Annotated in this window: 13 protein-coding genes; 11 read left to right on the plus strand and 2 right to left on the minus strand. The window is 68.1% G+C overall.

What is annotated here, in order from left to right; translation table 11 throughout:
• The first annotated feature begins 2 nt into the window (after window positions 1–2).
• Both tcuA and tcuB read left to right on the plus strand, forming a co-directional pair.
• Window positions 3–1409, plus strand: a complete 1407-nt coding sequence (gene tcuA, locus ACTJI6_RS06985; RefSeq protein ID WP_440799069.1) for an FAD-dependent tricarballylate dehydrogenase TcuA — start codon at window positions 3–5, stop codon at window positions 1407–1409.
• The gene (tcuB, locus tag ACTJI6_RS06990; RefSeq protein ID WP_440799071.1) at window positions 1396–2550 is read left to right on the plus strand and encodes a tricarballylate utilization 4Fe-4S protein TcuB; all 1155 of its coding nucleotides are present in this window, start codon (window positions 1396–1398) and stop codon (window positions 2548–2550) included. The genes tcuA and tcuB overlap by 14 nt, the downstream gene beginning before the upstream one ends.
• 15 nt (window positions 2551–2565) lie before the next feature.
• Here the strand turns inward: tcuB and ACTJI6_RS06995 are convergent, their stop codons facing one another.
• Entirely contained in the window at window positions 2566–3597 is a 1032-nt protein-coding gene (locus tag ACTJI6_RS06995; protein ID WP_126154373.1) for an extracellular catalytic domain type 1 short-chain-length polyhydroxyalkanoate depolymerase, read from the minus strand.
• Window positions 3598–3617: 20 nt separating this feature from the next.
• Window positions 3618–4034 (minus strand): CopG family transcriptional regulator, encoded by a 417-nt coding sequence (locus tag ACTJI6_RS07000; RefSeq protein ID WP_440799073.1) that lies wholly within the window; start codon window positions 4032–4034, stop codon window positions 3618–3620.
• Window positions 4035–4210: 176 nt separating this feature from the next.
• Here ACTJI6_RS07000 and ACTJI6_RS07005 point away from each other — a divergent pair, with 176 nt between their 5' ends.
• From ACTJI6_RS07005 to ACTJI6_RS07045, 9 genes are all read left to right on the plus strand, one after another.
• On the plus strand, window positions 4211–5707 hold the full coding sequence (locus tag ACTJI6_RS07005) for a phospholipase D-like domain-containing protein (protein ID WP_440799075.1): 1497 nt from the start codon (window positions 4211–4213) through the stop codon (window positions 5705–5707).
• 124 nt (window positions 5708–5831) lie between these two features.
• On the plus strand, window positions 5832–6212 hold the full coding sequence (locus ACTJI6_RS07010) for a hypothetical protein (protein ID WP_440799077.1): 381 nt from the start codon (window positions 5832–5834) through the stop codon (window positions 6210–6212).
• Window positions 6209–8452: a 4Fe-4S binding protein gene (locus ACTJI6_RS07015; protein ID WP_440799078.1), complete on the plus strand. Its 2244-nt coding sequence runs from the start codon at window positions 6209–6211 to the stop codon at window positions 8450–8452. Before ACTJI6_RS07010 ends, ACTJI6_RS07015 begins: the two co-directional genes overlap by 4 nt.
• A 15-nt stretch (window positions 8453–8467) precedes the next feature.
• Window positions 8468–10417, plus strand: coding sequence for a TAT-dependent nitrous-oxide reductase (gene nosZ, locus ACTJI6_RS07020; RefSeq protein WP_440799080.1), 1950 nt, complete (start codon window positions 8468–8470; stop codon window positions 10415–10417).
• 3 nt (window positions 10418–10420) lie between these two features.
• Window positions 10421–11749 carry a nitrous oxide reductase family maturation protein NosD gene (locus ACTJI6_RS07025; RefSeq protein WP_440799082.1) on the plus strand — a complete coding sequence of 443 codons (1329 nt, stop codon included), beginning with the start codon at window positions 10421–10423 and terminating at the stop codon, window positions 11747–11749.
• Window positions 11715–12611, plus strand: coding sequence for an ABC transporter ATP-binding protein (locus ACTJI6_RS07030; RefSeq protein ID WP_440799084.1), 897 nt, complete (start codon window positions 11715–11717; stop codon window positions 12609–12611). The genes ACTJI6_RS07025 and ACTJI6_RS07030 overlap by 35 nt, the downstream gene beginning before the upstream one ends.
• A complete protein-coding gene (locus tag ACTJI6_RS07035) occupies window positions 12608–13429 on the plus strand; it encodes an ABC transporter permease (RefSeq protein ID WP_440799086.1) in 822 nt (273 codons plus the stop codon). Before ACTJI6_RS07030 ends, ACTJI6_RS07035 begins: the two co-directional genes overlap by 4 nt.
• Window positions 13426–14001: a nitrous oxide reductase accessory protein NosL gene (locus ACTJI6_RS07040; protein ID WP_440799088.1), complete on the plus strand. Its 576-nt coding sequence runs from the start codon at window positions 13426–13428 to the stop codon at window positions 13999–14001. Before ACTJI6_RS07035 ends, ACTJI6_RS07040 begins: the two co-directional genes overlap by 4 nt.
• Window positions 13998–14894 (plus strand): FAD:protein FMN transferase, encoded by an 897-nt coding sequence (locus ACTJI6_RS07045; protein WP_440799090.1) that lies wholly within the window; start codon window positions 13998–14000, stop codon window positions 14892–14894. The genes ACTJI6_RS07040 and ACTJI6_RS07045 overlap by 4 nt, the downstream gene beginning before the upstream one ends.
• Window positions 14895–14898 lie beyond the last annotated feature (4 nt).

Genomic DNA, 14898 nt, shown 5'->3' on the forward strand with positions numbered 1-14898 from the left:
CCATGGAAAGGCCGGTCGATTTCACTCAATCCTATGATGTCGTCATCGCGGGGGGCGGGAACGCGGCGCTGTGCGCGGCCATCGCCGCCCGCAGGGGCGGGGCCAGCGTGGCCGTGGTGGAAAAGGCGCCGCGCTTCTATCGCGGCGGCAATACCCGCCACACCCGCAACATGCGCTGCGCCCATGACAGCGCCACCGAAACCCTGTCCGGCCCCTATACCGAGGACGAATTCTTCGACGACCTGCTGCGGGTGACGCAGGGAAAGACCAACCCGGATCTGGCCCGGATGATGATCCGGCGGTCCAAGGACATGCTGACCTGGATCACCGAACAGGGGGTGCGCTTCCAGCCGTCGCTGGGCGGCACGCTCAGTTTGGGGCGGACCAACAGCTTCTTCCTGGGCGGCGGCCGGGCGATGCTGAACGCGCTGTATCGCACCGCCGAAAGCCTGGGCGTGCATGTCGTCTATGACGCCGAGATCACCGATCTGGAGATGGACGGCCCCCGCTTCGTCGCCGCCGAGGTGACGACCGCCACCGGCAAGCGGCGGCTGGCCGGGCGCGCGCTTGTCGCGGCGTCCGGCGGGTTCGAGGCGAATATCGACTGGCTGAAGGAAGGCTGGGGCGAAATCGCCGAGAATTTCCTGATCCGGGGCACGCCGTATAATCGTGGATCCTTGCTGCGCACGCTGATCGGCAAGGGGATGCAGCAGATCGGCGACCCGACCCAGTGCCATGCGGTGGCCATCGACGCCCGCGCGCCGAAATACGACGGCGGCATCATCACCCGGCTGGACTGCGTGGTCTTCGGCATCGTCGTGAACCGCGACTGCCAGCGGTTCTATGACGAGGGCGAGGATATCTGGCCCAAGCGTTACGCCATCTGGGGCCGCCTGGTCGCAGCCCAGCCGGGCCAGATCGCCTATATCATCTTCGACGCGCGGTCGCTGAAGCTGTTCATGCCCTCGCTGTTCCCGCCCGTTACCGGCGCCAGCATCGAGGATCTGGCGGGCAAGCTGGATCTGGATCCGGCCGCCCTGCGCGCGACGGTGGACCGCTTCAACGCCGCCGTGCAGCCGGGCCAGTTCGACGACACCATCCTGGACGGCTGCCATACCGAGGGGCTGACCCCCGCCAAGACCAACTGGGCGCGCCGGATCGAGGAAGGGCCGTTCTATGCCTATCCGGTCCGTCCCGGCATCACCTTCACCTATCTGGGCGTCGCCGTCGATGACGAGGCGCGGGTGCAGCTGGCCGGCGGCGGGCGGGCCGAGAACATCTGGGCGGCGGGCGAGATCATGGCCGGCAACGTGCTGGGCCAAGGCTATGCCGCCGGGATCGGAATGACCATCGGCAGCGTCTTCGGCCGCCTTGCCGGAGAAGGAGCAAGCAGCCATGCAAGCCGCTGAATTCGTGATGCCCGGACAGCGGGCCGATGCGGCGGACGCCGCCCACCAGTCCCATCTGGACGAGGCCGAGCGGCTGATGACCGTCTGCAATTCCTGCCGCTATTGCGAGGGGCTGTGCGCGGTCTTCCCGGCGATGGAGATGCGCCGCGCCTTCACGGCGGGCGACCTGACCTATCTGGCGAACCTGTGCCACAATTGCGGGGCCTGCAATTCCGACTGCCAGTTCGCCCCGCCGCACGAATTCGACGTGAACGTCCCCAAGGTGCTGGCCGAGGTCCGCAACGACAGCTATGCCCGCTATGTCTGGCCCGGCTTCCTGGCACCGATGTTCCATCGCAATGGGCTGATGGTCACGCTGGTCGCGGCGCTGTCGGTCGCGGCTTTCGTCATCGGCTTTGCCGCCTGGCACGACCCGGCGGTGATGTTCAGCACCCATACCGGGCCGGGCGCCTTCTACCGGATCATGCCGCACAACACGATGGTGGCGATCTTCGGCGCGGCCTTCCTGTGGTCGATCCTGGCCATCGTGATGTCCTGCATCAGGTTCTGGCGCGACATCGGGGAACCGGCGGCGACCCTGCGCAACCCGGAGGCGCTTGCGGGCGGGGCGCATGACGCGGCGACGCTGAAATACCTGGACGGCGGCGGGGTCGGCTGCATGAACGACAGCGACAAGCCCGACGACAGCCGCCGCCTGTTCCACCACCTGACCTTCTATGGCTTCATGCTGTGCTTCGCCGCGACCTCGGTCGGGACGCTGTGGCATTACCTGCTGGGCCGCGACGCGCCCTATCCCTGGTGGGATCTGCCGGTGGTGCTGGGCACGCTGGGCGGGATCGGCATCACGGTGGGGCCGCTGGGCCTGCTGGCCGCCAAGTTCCGCCGCGACCGGCAGCTGATGGATGAAAGCCGCATGGGCATGGACGTGGCCTTCATCGTGATGCTGCTGCTGACGGGCGTCACGGGCCTGGCGCTGCTGTTCCTGCGTGCGACGCCGCTGATGGGCACGATGCTGGCACTGCATCTGGGGTTCGTCTTCGGCTTCTTCGTCACCATGCCCTATGGCAAGTTCATGCACGGCATCTTCAGGGGGCTGGCCCTGGTCCGATACGCGGCGGAAAAGCGGCGCCACCTGGGCTGACGCGCCGCCCCGCCGCTATCCCGGTCGTCCGCCGAGGGGCTGGTCCAGGAAAAAGCGCACCATCTCGGCGCTGGCGTCGGGACCGGCGGGATCCGTATAGGATCCGCCCGGACGGCCGCCCGACCAGGCATGGCCCAGCCCCTCGACGACCCAATGCTCGGTCAGCACCTGGCCGTCCAGGGTGGCGGTGATGTCGCGGCTGTGGCTGCGCCCGCCGGTCCTGGCCTTCGCCTGATCGACCAGCGTCTGGTCCGGCCCTGCGGCCAGCGTATCCGCCACGATCCGCTGGCCGTTCAGCGGATGCACGGTCCGGTCGGCGCTGCCGTGAAAGACGATTGCCGGAGTGGCGGCGGCCTTGCGGGGCCGCGCGGCTTCGGGCGCCGCCGTGCCGTTCATCGCCGCGAAGGCGCCCGGCACGTCCCTGGCCGCGCCGAAGGGCAGGCCGGAATGGGCGCCGATGGCCGCGAAGACATCGGGATGGGTCTGGCCCAGGATCACCGCCATGGCCGCCCCCGCCGACAGCCCGGCGGCAAAGACCCGCCCCTGCGGCACATCATGGCCGAGGGCCAGGGCAGAGGCCATCCGGGCCAGGATCTCGGGCTCTCCGCGGCCGCGGCGCTGATCGCCGGGGCTGAACCAGTTCCAGCAGGACTGGGCGTTCTCGCCGCGCGATTGCTGGGGATAGACGACGATCAGGCGGTGCGTCTCGGCCAGGTCGTTCATGCCGGTGCCGCACGCGAAATCGGCATGGGTCTGGGTGCAGCCATGCAGCATCAGGATTAGCCCCTGGACCCCTTGCGCCGCTGAGGACGGCACATAGACCATGTAATCCCGGCTGCCCGCCGCGCAGTCAAAGCGGTCGGCCGTGAAGCTGGCACCCTGGGGGACCGGCGGGGCAGGGGATCGCGCGGCAGCAAAGGGGGCCTGGACCCCCTGCGGCATGGACAGCCCGTGCTGGGCCAGGGTGCGTTCGACCAGAGCGTTGGCGCCGTCCAGGCGCAAACCGCCGATCGCCTGGCGCAGGGCGCCGACGTTGAAGTTCTTCATCTGCTTGGTCCTTCGAAAGGTCAGGAAATCCGGTCGGCCAGGGCCTTCTTCACCTCGGGCCCCGCTTGCAGCGCCCCCAGCACCGAGATCGATCCGATGGTGGCGCGCGCCAGATCCGGGGGAATGTCGGGGGCAAAGCGCGCCAGGCCCACGACCTTGATATGCAGAACCTCGCCCTTGTCGCGCAGCGCCTCAAGCTCGGCCCTGGTATAGTCGCGCAGGCCCAGTTCCATCGTATGCCGTTCGATCGACCGGGCGACGACATCGCGGTGGCCGTCCAGCTGGCTGCGGATGGCGGTGCGGATGAAATCGCTGCGGTTGGAATAGAAGCCCTCCTGCACCAGCAGGTCGATCCGGCCCAAGTCCACATAGCCCAGGTTGATGGTGATCTTTTCGGTATCAGGCGTCCTGTCGCGCAGACTGCGTATCTCGGCCATCGTGTTTCTCCATCCGCATGGATGGTATATGGATGGGAATAAGGCGATTACAAGTCTCCCTGCGCCCCTTTCCCTGCCTGTCCGCAGAACCCTCTGGAACCTGCCCCCGATCTCGGCGATTTTTCCCTGCGCGCGTTCCGGCAGGACGGCGATGCCATCGAAGGGAAGAACCGATCATGATCGAATTGCAGCCGGGCCGGAACTGCTGGCGGGTCGAAACGGCGGACCGCCTGTCCGTCATCATCGACGGCAAGGCCTATTTCCGCGCCCTGCGCGAGGCGCTGCTGAAGGCGGAACGGCTGGTGATGATGATCGGCTGGGATTTCGATTTCGAGATCGAGATGCTGCCCGGCGAAAGCGACGGCGACGGGCTTGCACCGGACGGATTCCCCAACAAGGTCGGGCCGTTTCTGGACGCCATCGTGGACCGCCGCCCCGGCCTGGACATCTATCTGCTGAAATGGAGCGGCGGCGCCCTGATCGCGCCCGGCGGCATCCTGCCCGCCCTTCAGGTCAAGCTGATGTCGCCCGACCAGATCCACCTGGCCTTCGACGGGCGGCACCCGCTGGGCGCCTGCCATCACCAGAAGATCGTCGTGATCGACGACAGCCTGGCCTTCTGCGGCGGCATCGACATGACCGACGGCCGCTGGGACGATCCCGGCCACAAGGACGACAACCCGCTGCGCTGCCTGAAGAACGGCGATGACGCGCAACCCTGGCATGACGCGTCCACCGTGCTGTCGGGACCGGCGGCGGCGGCGCTGTCGGAACTGGCCCGCGCCCGCTGGGCCCGCGCCCACGACGCCGAGGCGGACGAGACCTTCGAACCCGGCGCCGACCTGTGGCCCGACAGCATCGACCCGGTGTTCCGCGATATCCCCATGGCCATCGCCCGCACCGCCCCGCCCGAGGCCGACAGGCCCCCCATCCACGAGATCGAGGATCTGTATCTGGACGCCATCGCCGGGGCGCGCCGCTGCATCTATATCGAATCGCAGTATTTCTGCGCGGACAGCATCACCCGCGCCCTTGCCCGTCGCCTGGCCGAACCCGACGGGCCCGAGATCGTGGTGATCAACCCCTATGCCGCCCAGGGCCATCTGGAGGATCAGGCGATGCACGTCACCCGCAGCCGGATGATCCGGCAACTGCGCGCCGCCGACCCCCATCGCCGGTTCCGCATCCTGTATCCCGTGACCGGCAGCGGCCAGCCGATCTATGTCCATGCCAAGATCATGATCGTCGACGACGTGCTGTTGCGCATCGGCTCCAGCAACATCGACCGGCGGTCGATGGGCTTCGACACCGAATGCGACGTGGCGATCACCGCCCCCGACGATGCGACGCGACGCCTGATCGGCGACGTCCGCACCCGGCTTCTGGCCGAACATCTGGGCCTGTCCCCCGACCGCGTCGGCGCCGAGATCGAGCGGCAGGGCGGCCTGCTGCCCGCGCTCGACGCGCTGTGCCGCCCGCAGGGGCGCAGCCTACGCCCGCTGCTGCCGCGCCGGGAAACCTGGCTGGGCAGCATCTTGGCCGATACGCGCTTTTTCGATCCCCGCTATCGCCGCAGCGCACAGGCGCGGATGGGCATCACCACGCGCCATATGGTGATCGGCGCGGCGGTGCTGGCGGGCGGCGTGATCCTGTGGCGCCGGTCGCGGCGATAATCGTCTGGATAAGCAATAGCTTGTCCGAATGGGCGGGGCGGCGCGGCCGGCTGCCGGCCCGTCGCCTGCGCGATGTTTGATCCAACGCAAAGACGCCTTCTTCGCCGCGTCCTATGCGGAACCGATGAAACGCGCGTCCCATTCTGTTCCCTTGAGGCTCTGCCTGGCGATTCTGCCTGTGCTGATGCTGCTGGCCGGAACCTGGGCGCAGGGATTCGCGTCGGCGTCGCAGGCGATGACCGTGGTCATATGCAGCGACGGCGCCATGAAGACGATCACGCTGGACCCCGAGGACGCGGGCCATGGTCCGCAGGATTGCCGGGATTGTCCGGCCTGCCCGCTGCCGCTGCCCCTGGATCTGCCGCAATCGGCTGACGCCGCCGCCCCGCTGGCCTGGCATCAGGCCGTGTCGTCCTGGCGGGTCGCCGTTCCCCTCCTGTCGCGCCGGGCCGCCGCGCCCCTGTCGCGCGGCCCCCCGTTCCAAGCCCCCCGGTTCCGCGCATGACCCTGTTCCGCCCCCTCCATCGCCTTTTGCCGGCGGCCGTTTTGGCCCTGGTCTGCCTGGTCCTGCTGGCGCCCCTGCCTGCTGCCGCGCAAAGCGTCCTGGCCGATCTGCTGCCCGAACAGACCGCATCCGACCTGGTGGCGGGGGCCGAGGGCTTCGGCCCGATCCGCGACGATCTGGCGGCAGCCCCCGTCCTGAAGGGCGGAGAGACCGTCGCCTGGGCCTTCGTCACATCCGATTTCGTGGGCACCACGGGCTATTCCGGCAAGCCCATCCACACGCTTGTGGCCATCGGCACCGACGGCAGGATTGCCGGTGTCAAGCTGGTCAAGCATTCCGAACCCATCGTCCTGATCGGCATCCCCGAGGCCAAGGTCCGCGCCCTGGTCGAGGGCTACAAGGGCCTGGACCTGGTAGCCGAGGCGAAGTCGGGCGGCACCACGCATGACGTGGACATCATCTCGGGCGCGACGGTCACGGTGATGGTGATCGACGATTCGATCATCCGGTCCGGGCTGAAGGTCGCGCGCACGCTGGGCCTGGGGGGCCTTGCCCCCGAAGCCGCCGCCACCGGCCCGCGATACGAGATCGCCGCCGATGCCCCGGCCCCGGCCGACTGGCCGACGATGGAGGGCGACGGCACCCTGCGCCGCCTGTCGCTGGACGTGGGCCAGGTGAACGCGGCCTTCGCCGCCAACGCCGACCCCCGCGCCGCCGGGCGCGCCCTGACCGAGGCGCCCGAAACCACCTTCATCGAAATGCAGGTGGCGCTTGTCTCGGTCCCGGCCGTCGGCAAGGCGCTGTTGGGCGATGCCGCCGACGCCAACCTGCGCGGCTGGCTGGGTCAGGGCGATCAGGCCATCGCGGTGTTCGGGCGCGGCCTCTACAGCTTCAAGGGGTCGGGCTATGTGCGCGGCGGGATCTTCGACCGGATCGTGCTGATCCAGGACGACGTGTCGGTCCGCTTCCGCGACCGCGACCATCGCCGCGTCAATGCCATCGCGGCCCAAGGCGCGCCGGACTTCCCGGAAATGGATCTGTTCCGCATCCCCGCCGCCTCGGGCTTCGATCCGGCCAAGCCGTTCCGCATCCAACTGCTGGTGCATCGCGATGTCGGGCCGATTGAAAAGATTTTCCAGACCTTCGACCTGTCCTATCAGCTGCCGCAGCAATACCTGCGCATGGCGGCGGCCCCCGCCGCCGACCTGCTCGCGCCCGAAGCCGTGCCCGCCGCCGCCCAGCCGGTCGCCGCAGAAGGCGAGGTCCAGGCCCAGGCGCAGTTGTGGAAACGCATCTGGCTGGATTCCAAGCCCAAGATCGCCGTCCTGGGATCCATGCTGGCGGTGCTGACGCTGGTGTTCTTCTTCCAGCAATTCGCCGTCAGGAACGAACGCCGCTTCTATATCTTCCGCATGGCCTATCTGACGGTCACGCTGGTCGTGCTGGGCTGGATGTTCAACGCGCAACTGTCGGTCGTGAACCTGATGGCGCTGTTCGGCAGCCTGGTGAACGGCTTCAGCTGGCAGGCCTTCCTGCTGGATCCGCTGACCTTCATCCTGTGGTTCGCGGTTGCCGCCGCGCTGCTGTTCTGGGGGCGTGGCGCCTATTGCGGCTGGCTGTGCCCGTTCGGCGCCTTGCAGGAACTGACCAACCAGGTCGCGCGCAAGCTGCGCATCCCGCAATGGACCCTGCCCTGGGGACTCCACGAACGGCTGTGGCCGATCAAGTACATGATCTTCCTGGGCCTGTTCGGCGTCAGCCTGATGAGCGTGGAGCAGGCCGAACACCTGGCCGAGGTCGAGCCGTTCAAGACCGCGATCATCCTGAAATTCGTACGTGCCTGGCCCTTCGTCGCCTATGCGGTGGCGCTGCTGGTGGCAGGGCTGTTCGTCGAGCGCTTCTATTGCCGGTATCTGTGTCCGCTGGGCGCGGCCCTGGCGATCCCGGCGCGGGTGCGGATGTTCGACTGGCTGAAACGCTATCACGAATGCGGAAATCCCTGCCAGATCTGCGCCCACGAATGCCCCGTGCAGTCGATCCATCCGACCGGAGAGATCAATCCGAACGAATGCATCAACTGCCTGCACTGCCAGGTTCTCTACAATTCGCCCAAGGTTTGCCCGGTCGTCATCAAGAAGATGAAACGGCGCGACAAGCTGGCGGCAAGCGCGGTCCCCGATCTGGGCAGGCCCCCCGCGGGCCACCCGAACGCGGGCCGCGTCACCGAACCCACCACCTGAAAGCAACAGGAGACGATGATGGAAACGACCGACAAAAGGGGCCTCAGCCGGCGGATGCTGCTGGGCGCGACCGCCGGGGGCGCCGCAGTGGCGGGCACGCTGGGCGGGCGGCTGGCGCTTGGCCTGGGCGGCGCTGCGGGCCTGACCGCCGCCACCTCGGGCGCGGCGATGGCGGCGACCGGGGCCGACGGCGGCGTGGCGCCGGGGCAGCTTGACACCTATTACGGCTTCTGGTCGTCCGGCCAGACCGGCGAGATGCGGATCCTGGGCGTGCCGTCGATGCGCGAGCTGATGCGGGTGCCAGTCTTCAACCGCTGTTCGGCCACCGGCTGGGGCCAGACCAACGAATCGATCCGCATCCACCAGCGGACCATGACCGACAAGACCAAGACGATCCTGGCCGCCAACGGCAAGAAGATCCACGACAACGGCGACCTGCACCACGTCCACATGTCCTTCACCGAGGGCAAGTATGACGGCCGCTACCTGTTCATGAACGACAAGGCCAACAGCCGCATCGCGCGGATCCGCTGCGACGTGATGAAATGCGACGCGATCCTGGAACTGCCGAACGCCAAGGCCATGCACGGGATGCGCCCGCAGAAATGGCCGCGCACCAACTATATCTTCGCCAATGGCGAGGACGAGGCGCCGCTGATCAACGACGGCACCACGATGGACGACCTGTCCACCTATGTGAACATCTTCACGGCCGTCGACGCCGACAAGATGGAGGTCGCCTGGCAGGTGATGGTGTCGGGCAACCTGGACAACTGCGACGCGGATTACGAAGGCAAATGGGCCTTCTCGACCTCGTACAACTCGGAAATGGGGATGACCCTGGCCGAGATGACGGAATCCGAAATGGACCATGTCGTCGTCTTCAACATCGCCGAGATCGAGAAGGCCATCGCCGAGGGCCGCTTCGAGGAAGTGAACGGCGCCAAGGTGCTGGACGGCCGCAAGGACGCGAACAGCCCCTTTACCCGCTATATCCCGATCGCCAACAACCCCCATGGCTGCAACATGGCGCCCGACCGGAAGCACCTGTGCATCGCGGGCAAGCTGTCGCCGACCGTGACCGTTCTGGACGTGACGAAATTCGACGCGCTGTTCACCGAAAACGCCGATCCGCGCAGCGCCGTGGTGGCCGAACCGGAACTGGGCCTCGGGCCCCTTCACACCGCGTTCGACGGGCGGGGCAACGCCTATACCTCGCTGTTCCTGGACAGCCAGGTGGTCAAATGGAATATTGAGGACGCGATCCGCGCCCATAACGGCGAACAGGTCGAACCGATCAAGGACAAGATCGACGTTCATTACCAGCCCGGCCATCTCAAGACCGTGATGGGCGAGACGCTGGACGCCAGGAACGACTGGCTGGTCTGCCTGTGCAAGTTTTCCAAGGACCGTTTCCTGAACGTGGGTCCGCTGAAGCCGGAAAACGACCAGTTGATCGACATTTCGGGCGACAAGATGGTGCTGGTCCACGACGGTCCCAACTTTGCCGAGCCGCATGACGCGATCTCGGTCGATCCGGCGATCATGTCGGGGATCAAGTCGGTCTGGGACCGCAACGACCCGCTGTGGGCCGAGACCCGCAAGCAGGCCGAGGCGGACGGCGTGAATATCGACGATTGGGCGGACACGGTGATCCGCGACGGCAACAAGGTCCGCGTCTACATGACCAGCGTGGCGCCGAACTTCAGCCTGGAAAGCTTCACCGTGACCGAGGGCGACGAGGTGACGGTCATCATCACCAACATGGACGAGATCGACGACCTGACCCACGGCTTCACCATGGGCAACCACGGCGTCGCGATGGAGGTTGCGCCCCAGGCCACCACCTCCGTCACCTTCGTGGCGGGCGCGCCCGGCGTCTATTGGTATTACTGCCAATGGTTCTGCCATGCGCTTCACATGGAGATGCGCGGCCGCATGTTCGTCGAACCGAAGGCCGCCTGAGCGATGCGCCGGATTGCCCTGATCCTTGGCCTGCTGGCCGCCCTGCCCGCGCTTGGGGCAGAGCGCGCGGTTGCGCCGGGTCCGGGCAATCTGGCCGCCGCCATCGCCGGGGCCGCCCCCGGCGACGTGCTGACCCTGACCGGCGGGGCCTATCCCGGCCCCGTCGCCATCGACCGCCCCCTGACCATCACCGGCCCCGAGGGTGCGGTGGTGGACGGCCAGGGGCAGGGCACCGTCATCACCGTCGACGCCCCCGACGTGGTGCTGCGCGGCTTCACCGTGACCGGATCGGGCGGCCGGAACGAGGATCTGGACGCGGGCGTCAAGATCCTGAAGGGTGCCGACCGCGCCGTGATCGATGGCCTTGTGCTGGCCGACAACATGCACGGCATCGACGTGCATGGCGGGCGCGACGCGCGGGTCACGAACAACCGCATCACCGGGCGGCAGAACCGGCAGATGAACGAACGCGGCAACGGCATCTATGTCTGGAACAGCCCCCACACCCTGCTCGAGGGCAATGTGATCCGCTATGGCCGCGACGGCATCTTCTCGAACGCCAGCGCCGACAGCATCTATCGCGGCAATGTCATGCGCGACCTGCGCTTTGCCGTGCACTTCATGTATACCCGCAATACCGAGGTGTCCGACAACATCAGCATCGGCAACCATCTGGGCTTTGCCATCATGTTTTCCGACCGGGCGAAGATCCTGCGCAATCTCAGCCTGGGCGACCGCGAACACGGGCTGATGCTGAACTATGCCAACAATGCCGATGTGACCGGCAACCTGGTCCGGGGCGGCACCAAGAAATGCCTGTTCATCTATAACGCGCACAAGAACCTGATCTGGGACAACCGCTTCCAGGATTGCGGAATCGGCCTCCATTTCACCGCAGGATCCGAACGGAACGTGCTGACCGGAAACGCTTTCATCGGCAATCGCGAGCAGGTGAAATACGTCGGCACCCGCTTCATGGAATGGAGCCACGAGGGGCGCGGCAATTTCTGGTCCGACCATCCGGCCTATGACCTGAACGGCGACGGCGTGGCCGACGGCACATACCGCCCGAACGACCTGATCGACCATATCCTTTGGTCGCAGCCCGCCGCCAGCCTGCTGACCGGATCGCCCGCCGTGCAGCTGGTCCGCTGGAGCCAGTCCAGCTTTCCCGCCACCCTTCCCGGCGGCGTCACCGACAGCCACCCGCTGATGCGCCCCCTGACGATTCCCGTTCCCCCGCAGATCGCGGCCTTCGAGGCCGAGGCGGCGGGCCGATGGGCCAAAGGAACATACGATGACATCGACCCTGACGATCTCGCATCTCACTAAACGCTTCGCCGGGGTCGAGGCGCTGAGCGACGTGTCGCTGACGGTGGATGCCGGGCAGCGCGTGGCGCTGCTGGGCCATAACGGGGCGGGCAAGTCCACGATGATGAAGATCATCCTGGGGTTGATCCCCTTTGACGGCGGCGCGGTCACGGTCTGCGGCGCGGCGCCCGGATCGGCTGCTGCCCGCGCGCAGGTCGCCTATCTGCCGGAAAACGCCGCCTTCCACCCCGCCCTGACGGGCGAGGAGCAGATCCGCCATTACCTGTCGCTGCGCGGCGAAAAGCCCGCCCAGGCCGTCGACCTGCTGGCCCGCGTCGGTCTGGGCGATGCCGCGAAACGGCGCATCGGCACCTATTCCAAGGGGATGCGGCAGCGGGTCGGCCTGGCGCAGGCGCTGATCGGCAAGCCGCGCCTGCTGGTCCTGGACGAGCCGACCTCGGGCCTGGACCCGGTGTCGCGGCGCGATTTCTATGCGCTGCTGGACGATCTGGCGGCGGGCGGCACCGCGATCCTGCTGTCCAGTCACGCCCTGACCGAGGTCGAGGCCCGCACCGACCGGATCCTGATCCTGTCCAGGGGCCGGCTGATGGCGCAGGGCACGCTGTCCGATCTGCGCCGCACCGCCGCCCTGCCGGTGGCGATCAGCGTGGCCCCCGCCGCCGGACAGCGCGATGCCCTAACGCAGGCCCTGCCGATGGCGCGGGCCAATGGCGACGGACGGCTGCATCTGGATTGCGCCCAGGACGACAAGCTGGCGGTGCTGGCCCGCATCACCGGCCTGCCGCAGGTCGCGGATCTTGAGGTGATCCCGCCCAGCCTGGAAGACATCTATTCCCATTTCAGCCGTAGGGACGGGCAATGAGCCGCATCCTCTCCACCGCCGCCATCGAATTCCGCATCGCGCTGCGCAACCGCTGGGTCGCCATCGCCGTGGTGCTGATGGTTGTCTTCGCCCTGGTCCTGGCTGCCGCCGGGGCCGCGCCCACGGGCGACATCGGTGCCGACCGACTGTCGGTGATCGTCGCCTCGCTGACCTCGCTGGCGGTTTATCTGGTCCCGCTGATCGCCCTGCTGATGAGCTTCGACGCCATCGCCGGAGAGGTCGAACGCGGCACGCTGCCCTTGCTGCTGACCTATCCCGTCTCGCGCACGCAGATCCTGCTGGGCAAGCTGCTGGCGCATCTGGCGATCCTGACGCTGGCGGTCTGCGCGGGATACGGCGCGGCGGCGGTTGCGGCGATCTGGGCCGACCCGGCATCCGTGGCCGGGCTGCCGTCGCTGGCGCGGCTGATCTGGACCTCGGTCCTGCTGGGCGCGACCTTCCTGGGGGCGGGCTATGGCCTGTCGGCCCTAGCGCGGCGCCCCTCGGGCGCGGCGGGGCTGGCGGTCGGGCTGTGGCTGGGGGCGGTCGTGCTGTATGACCTGGTGCTGCTGGCGCTGATCGTGTCCGACGGGGGCGGGGCGCTGACCACCCAGGCGCTGCCCGCGCTGCTGCTGGCGAACCCGGCCGATGCCTTCCGCCTGTTCAACCTGGCCGCGGCCCAGGCCAGCGCGGCGGCGGGCGGCATGGGCGGCGCGGCGGCGGCGATCCCGCTGTGGCAATCGGCGCTGTCGGTCGCCCTGTGGCCGGTGCTTGCCCTGGCGCTTGCCGTCGCCGCCTTCCGAAAGGTCACGCCATGAGGCCCGCGCTGATCCTGGCCCTGTGCCTGTCCCTTGCCGCCTGCAAGCAGGAGGCCGCGCAGGACACCAGCCCGGTCGAACTGACCGCCCAGACGCTGGGCCATTTCTGCCAGATGAACCTGCTGGAACATCCCGGTCCCAAGGCGCAGGTGCATCTGGAGGGGATGCCGGGTACGCCCTTGTTCTTCAGCCAGGTCCGCGATGCCATCGCCTATGCCCGCCTGCCCGAACAGAGCCTTCCGATCCTGGCGATGCAGGTCAACGACATGGGCGCCCCCGGCGCCACATGGGACGATCCGGGCAAGGGGAACTGGATCGCGGCGGAAGACGCCTTCTACGTCCTGGGATCGGCCCGCGAAGGCGGCATGGGCGCGCCCGAGGCCGTGCCCTTCGGGACCGAGGATGCCGCCCGCGCCTTTGCGGCAGCGGAAGGCGGCAGCGTGATGCGCCTGTCGCAGATCTCGGACGATCTGGTCCTGACGCCCGAGGAGACCGCCCCCGACAGCGCCGGGGATGCCGATTTCGAAAGCCGCCTGCGCGCCCTGTCGCGCGCCCCGAGGGATAAGCCATGACCCTGAGCCGCCGCCGTTTCCTTGCCATTTCCGCCACCGTCGCCCTGCTGCCGGGCGCGCTTGCCGCCGCGCCGCGATACTGGACGGGGCAGGCGCTTGGCGCCCGCGCCTCGATCCGCTTGGACCATCCTGACGCCGCCGCGATCACCGCCCGTTGCCTGGCCGAGATCGACCGGCTGGAAGACATCCTGTCGCTGTATCGCGCGGACAGCGCCCTGGCGCGGCTGAACCGCGAGGGTCGTCTGGACGCCCCCCCGTTCGAGTTGCTGGAATGCCTGTCGCTGGCGGGCAGCGTCCACCGGGCCAGCGGCGGGCTGTTCGACCCGACGCTGCAACCGCTATGGGCCTTGTGGGCCGAAAGCGCCGTGCAGGGCCGCCGCCCGTCCGATGCCGAACGGCAGGCGGCCTTGGCGCGTGGCGGCTGGGGCGACGTGCATCTGTCCGAAGACCGCATCGCCCTGCGCCCCGGCATGGCGCTGACGCTGAACGGCATCGGCCAGGGGTATGTCGCCGACCGTGTGGCCGCCCTGCTGGAAGCCGAGGGGCTGACCGACATCCTGATCGACACCGGAGAGATGCGCGCCCTGGGCGGCCGCGCCTGGCCGGTGCGGATCGAGCGTGGCGGCAGCGTCGATCTGGCGGCCCGCGCGCTTGCGACTTCGGCCCCGTTGGCGACCTGCTTCGACGCGGGCGGGCGGGACGGCCATATCCTGGACCCGCGCACGGGTGGACCCGCGGCATCGGCCTGGGCGCAGGTTTCGGTATCGGCGCCGCAGGCGGCGCTTGCCGATGCGCTGTCGACGGCGGCCTGCCTGACGCGGGACCGGGAAGAGTTGGACGCGCTGATGGCCGCCGTTCCCGCCGCCCGGCTTGAGGACGCGCGCCCCGCCTGATGCC

It is taken from the genome of Paracoccus sp. 22332 (assembly GCF_052045125.1).
GTDB classification, from domain to species: domain Bacteria; phylum Pseudomonadota; class Alphaproteobacteria; order Rhodobacterales; family Rhodobacteraceae; genus Paracoccus; species Paracoccus haematequi_A.

Excerpts from the sequence above, each read along its gene's own strand:
- nosZ (WP_440799080.1), top strand. The coding sequence starts at position 8,468 with ATGATGGAAACGACCGACAAAAGGGGCCTCAGCCGGCGGATGCTGCTG.
- ACTJI6_RS07015 (WP_440799078.1), top strand. The coding sequence starts at position 6,209 with ATGACCCTGTTCCGCCCCCTCCATCGCCTTTTGCCGGCGGCCGTTTTG.
- ACTJI6_RS07035 (WP_440799086.1), top strand. The coding sequence starts at position 12,608 with ATGAGCCGCATCCTCTCCACCGCCGCCATCGAATTCCGCATCGCGCTG.
- tcuB (WP_440799071.1), top strand. The coding sequence starts at position 1,396 with ATGCAAGCCGCTGAATTCGTGATGCCCGGACAGCGGGCCGATGCGGCG.
- ACTJI6_RS07025 (WP_440799082.1), top strand. The coding sequence starts at position 10,421 with ATGCGCCGGATTGCCCTGATCCTTGGCCTGCTGGCCGCCCTGCCCGCG.
- ACTJI6_RS07045 (WP_440799090.1), top strand. The coding sequence starts at position 13,998 with ATGACCCTGAGCCGCCGCCGTTTCCTTGCCATTTCCGCCACCGTCGCC.
- ACTJI6_RS07040 (WP_440799088.1), top strand. The coding sequence starts at position 13,426 with ATGAGGCCCGCGCTGATCCTGGCCCTGTGCCTGTCCCTTGCCGCCTGC.
- ACTJI6_RS06995 (WP_126154373.1), bottom strand. The coding sequence starts at position 3,597 with ATGAAGAACTTCAACGTCGGCGCCCTGCGCCAGGCGATCGGCGGTTTG.
- ACTJI6_RS07030 (WP_440799084.1), top strand. The coding sequence starts at position 11,715 with ATGACATCGACCCTGACGATCTCGCATCTCACTAAACGCTTCGCCGGG.
- ACTJI6_RS07010 (WP_440799077.1), top strand. The coding sequence starts at position 5,832 with ATGAAACGCGCGTCCCATTCTGTTCCCTTGAGGCTCTGCCTGGCGATT.
- tcuA (WP_440799069.1), top strand. The coding sequence starts at position 3 with ATGGAAAGGCCGGTCGATTTCACTCAATCCTATGATGTCGTCATCGCG.
- ACTJI6_RS07000 (WP_440799073.1), bottom strand. The coding sequence starts at position 4,034 with ATGGCCGAGATACGCAGTCTGCGCGACAGGACGCCTGATACCGAAAAG.
- ACTJI6_RS07005 (WP_440799075.1), top strand. The coding sequence starts at position 4,211 with ATGATCGAATTGCAGCCGGGCCGGAACTGCTGGCGGGTCGAAACGGCG.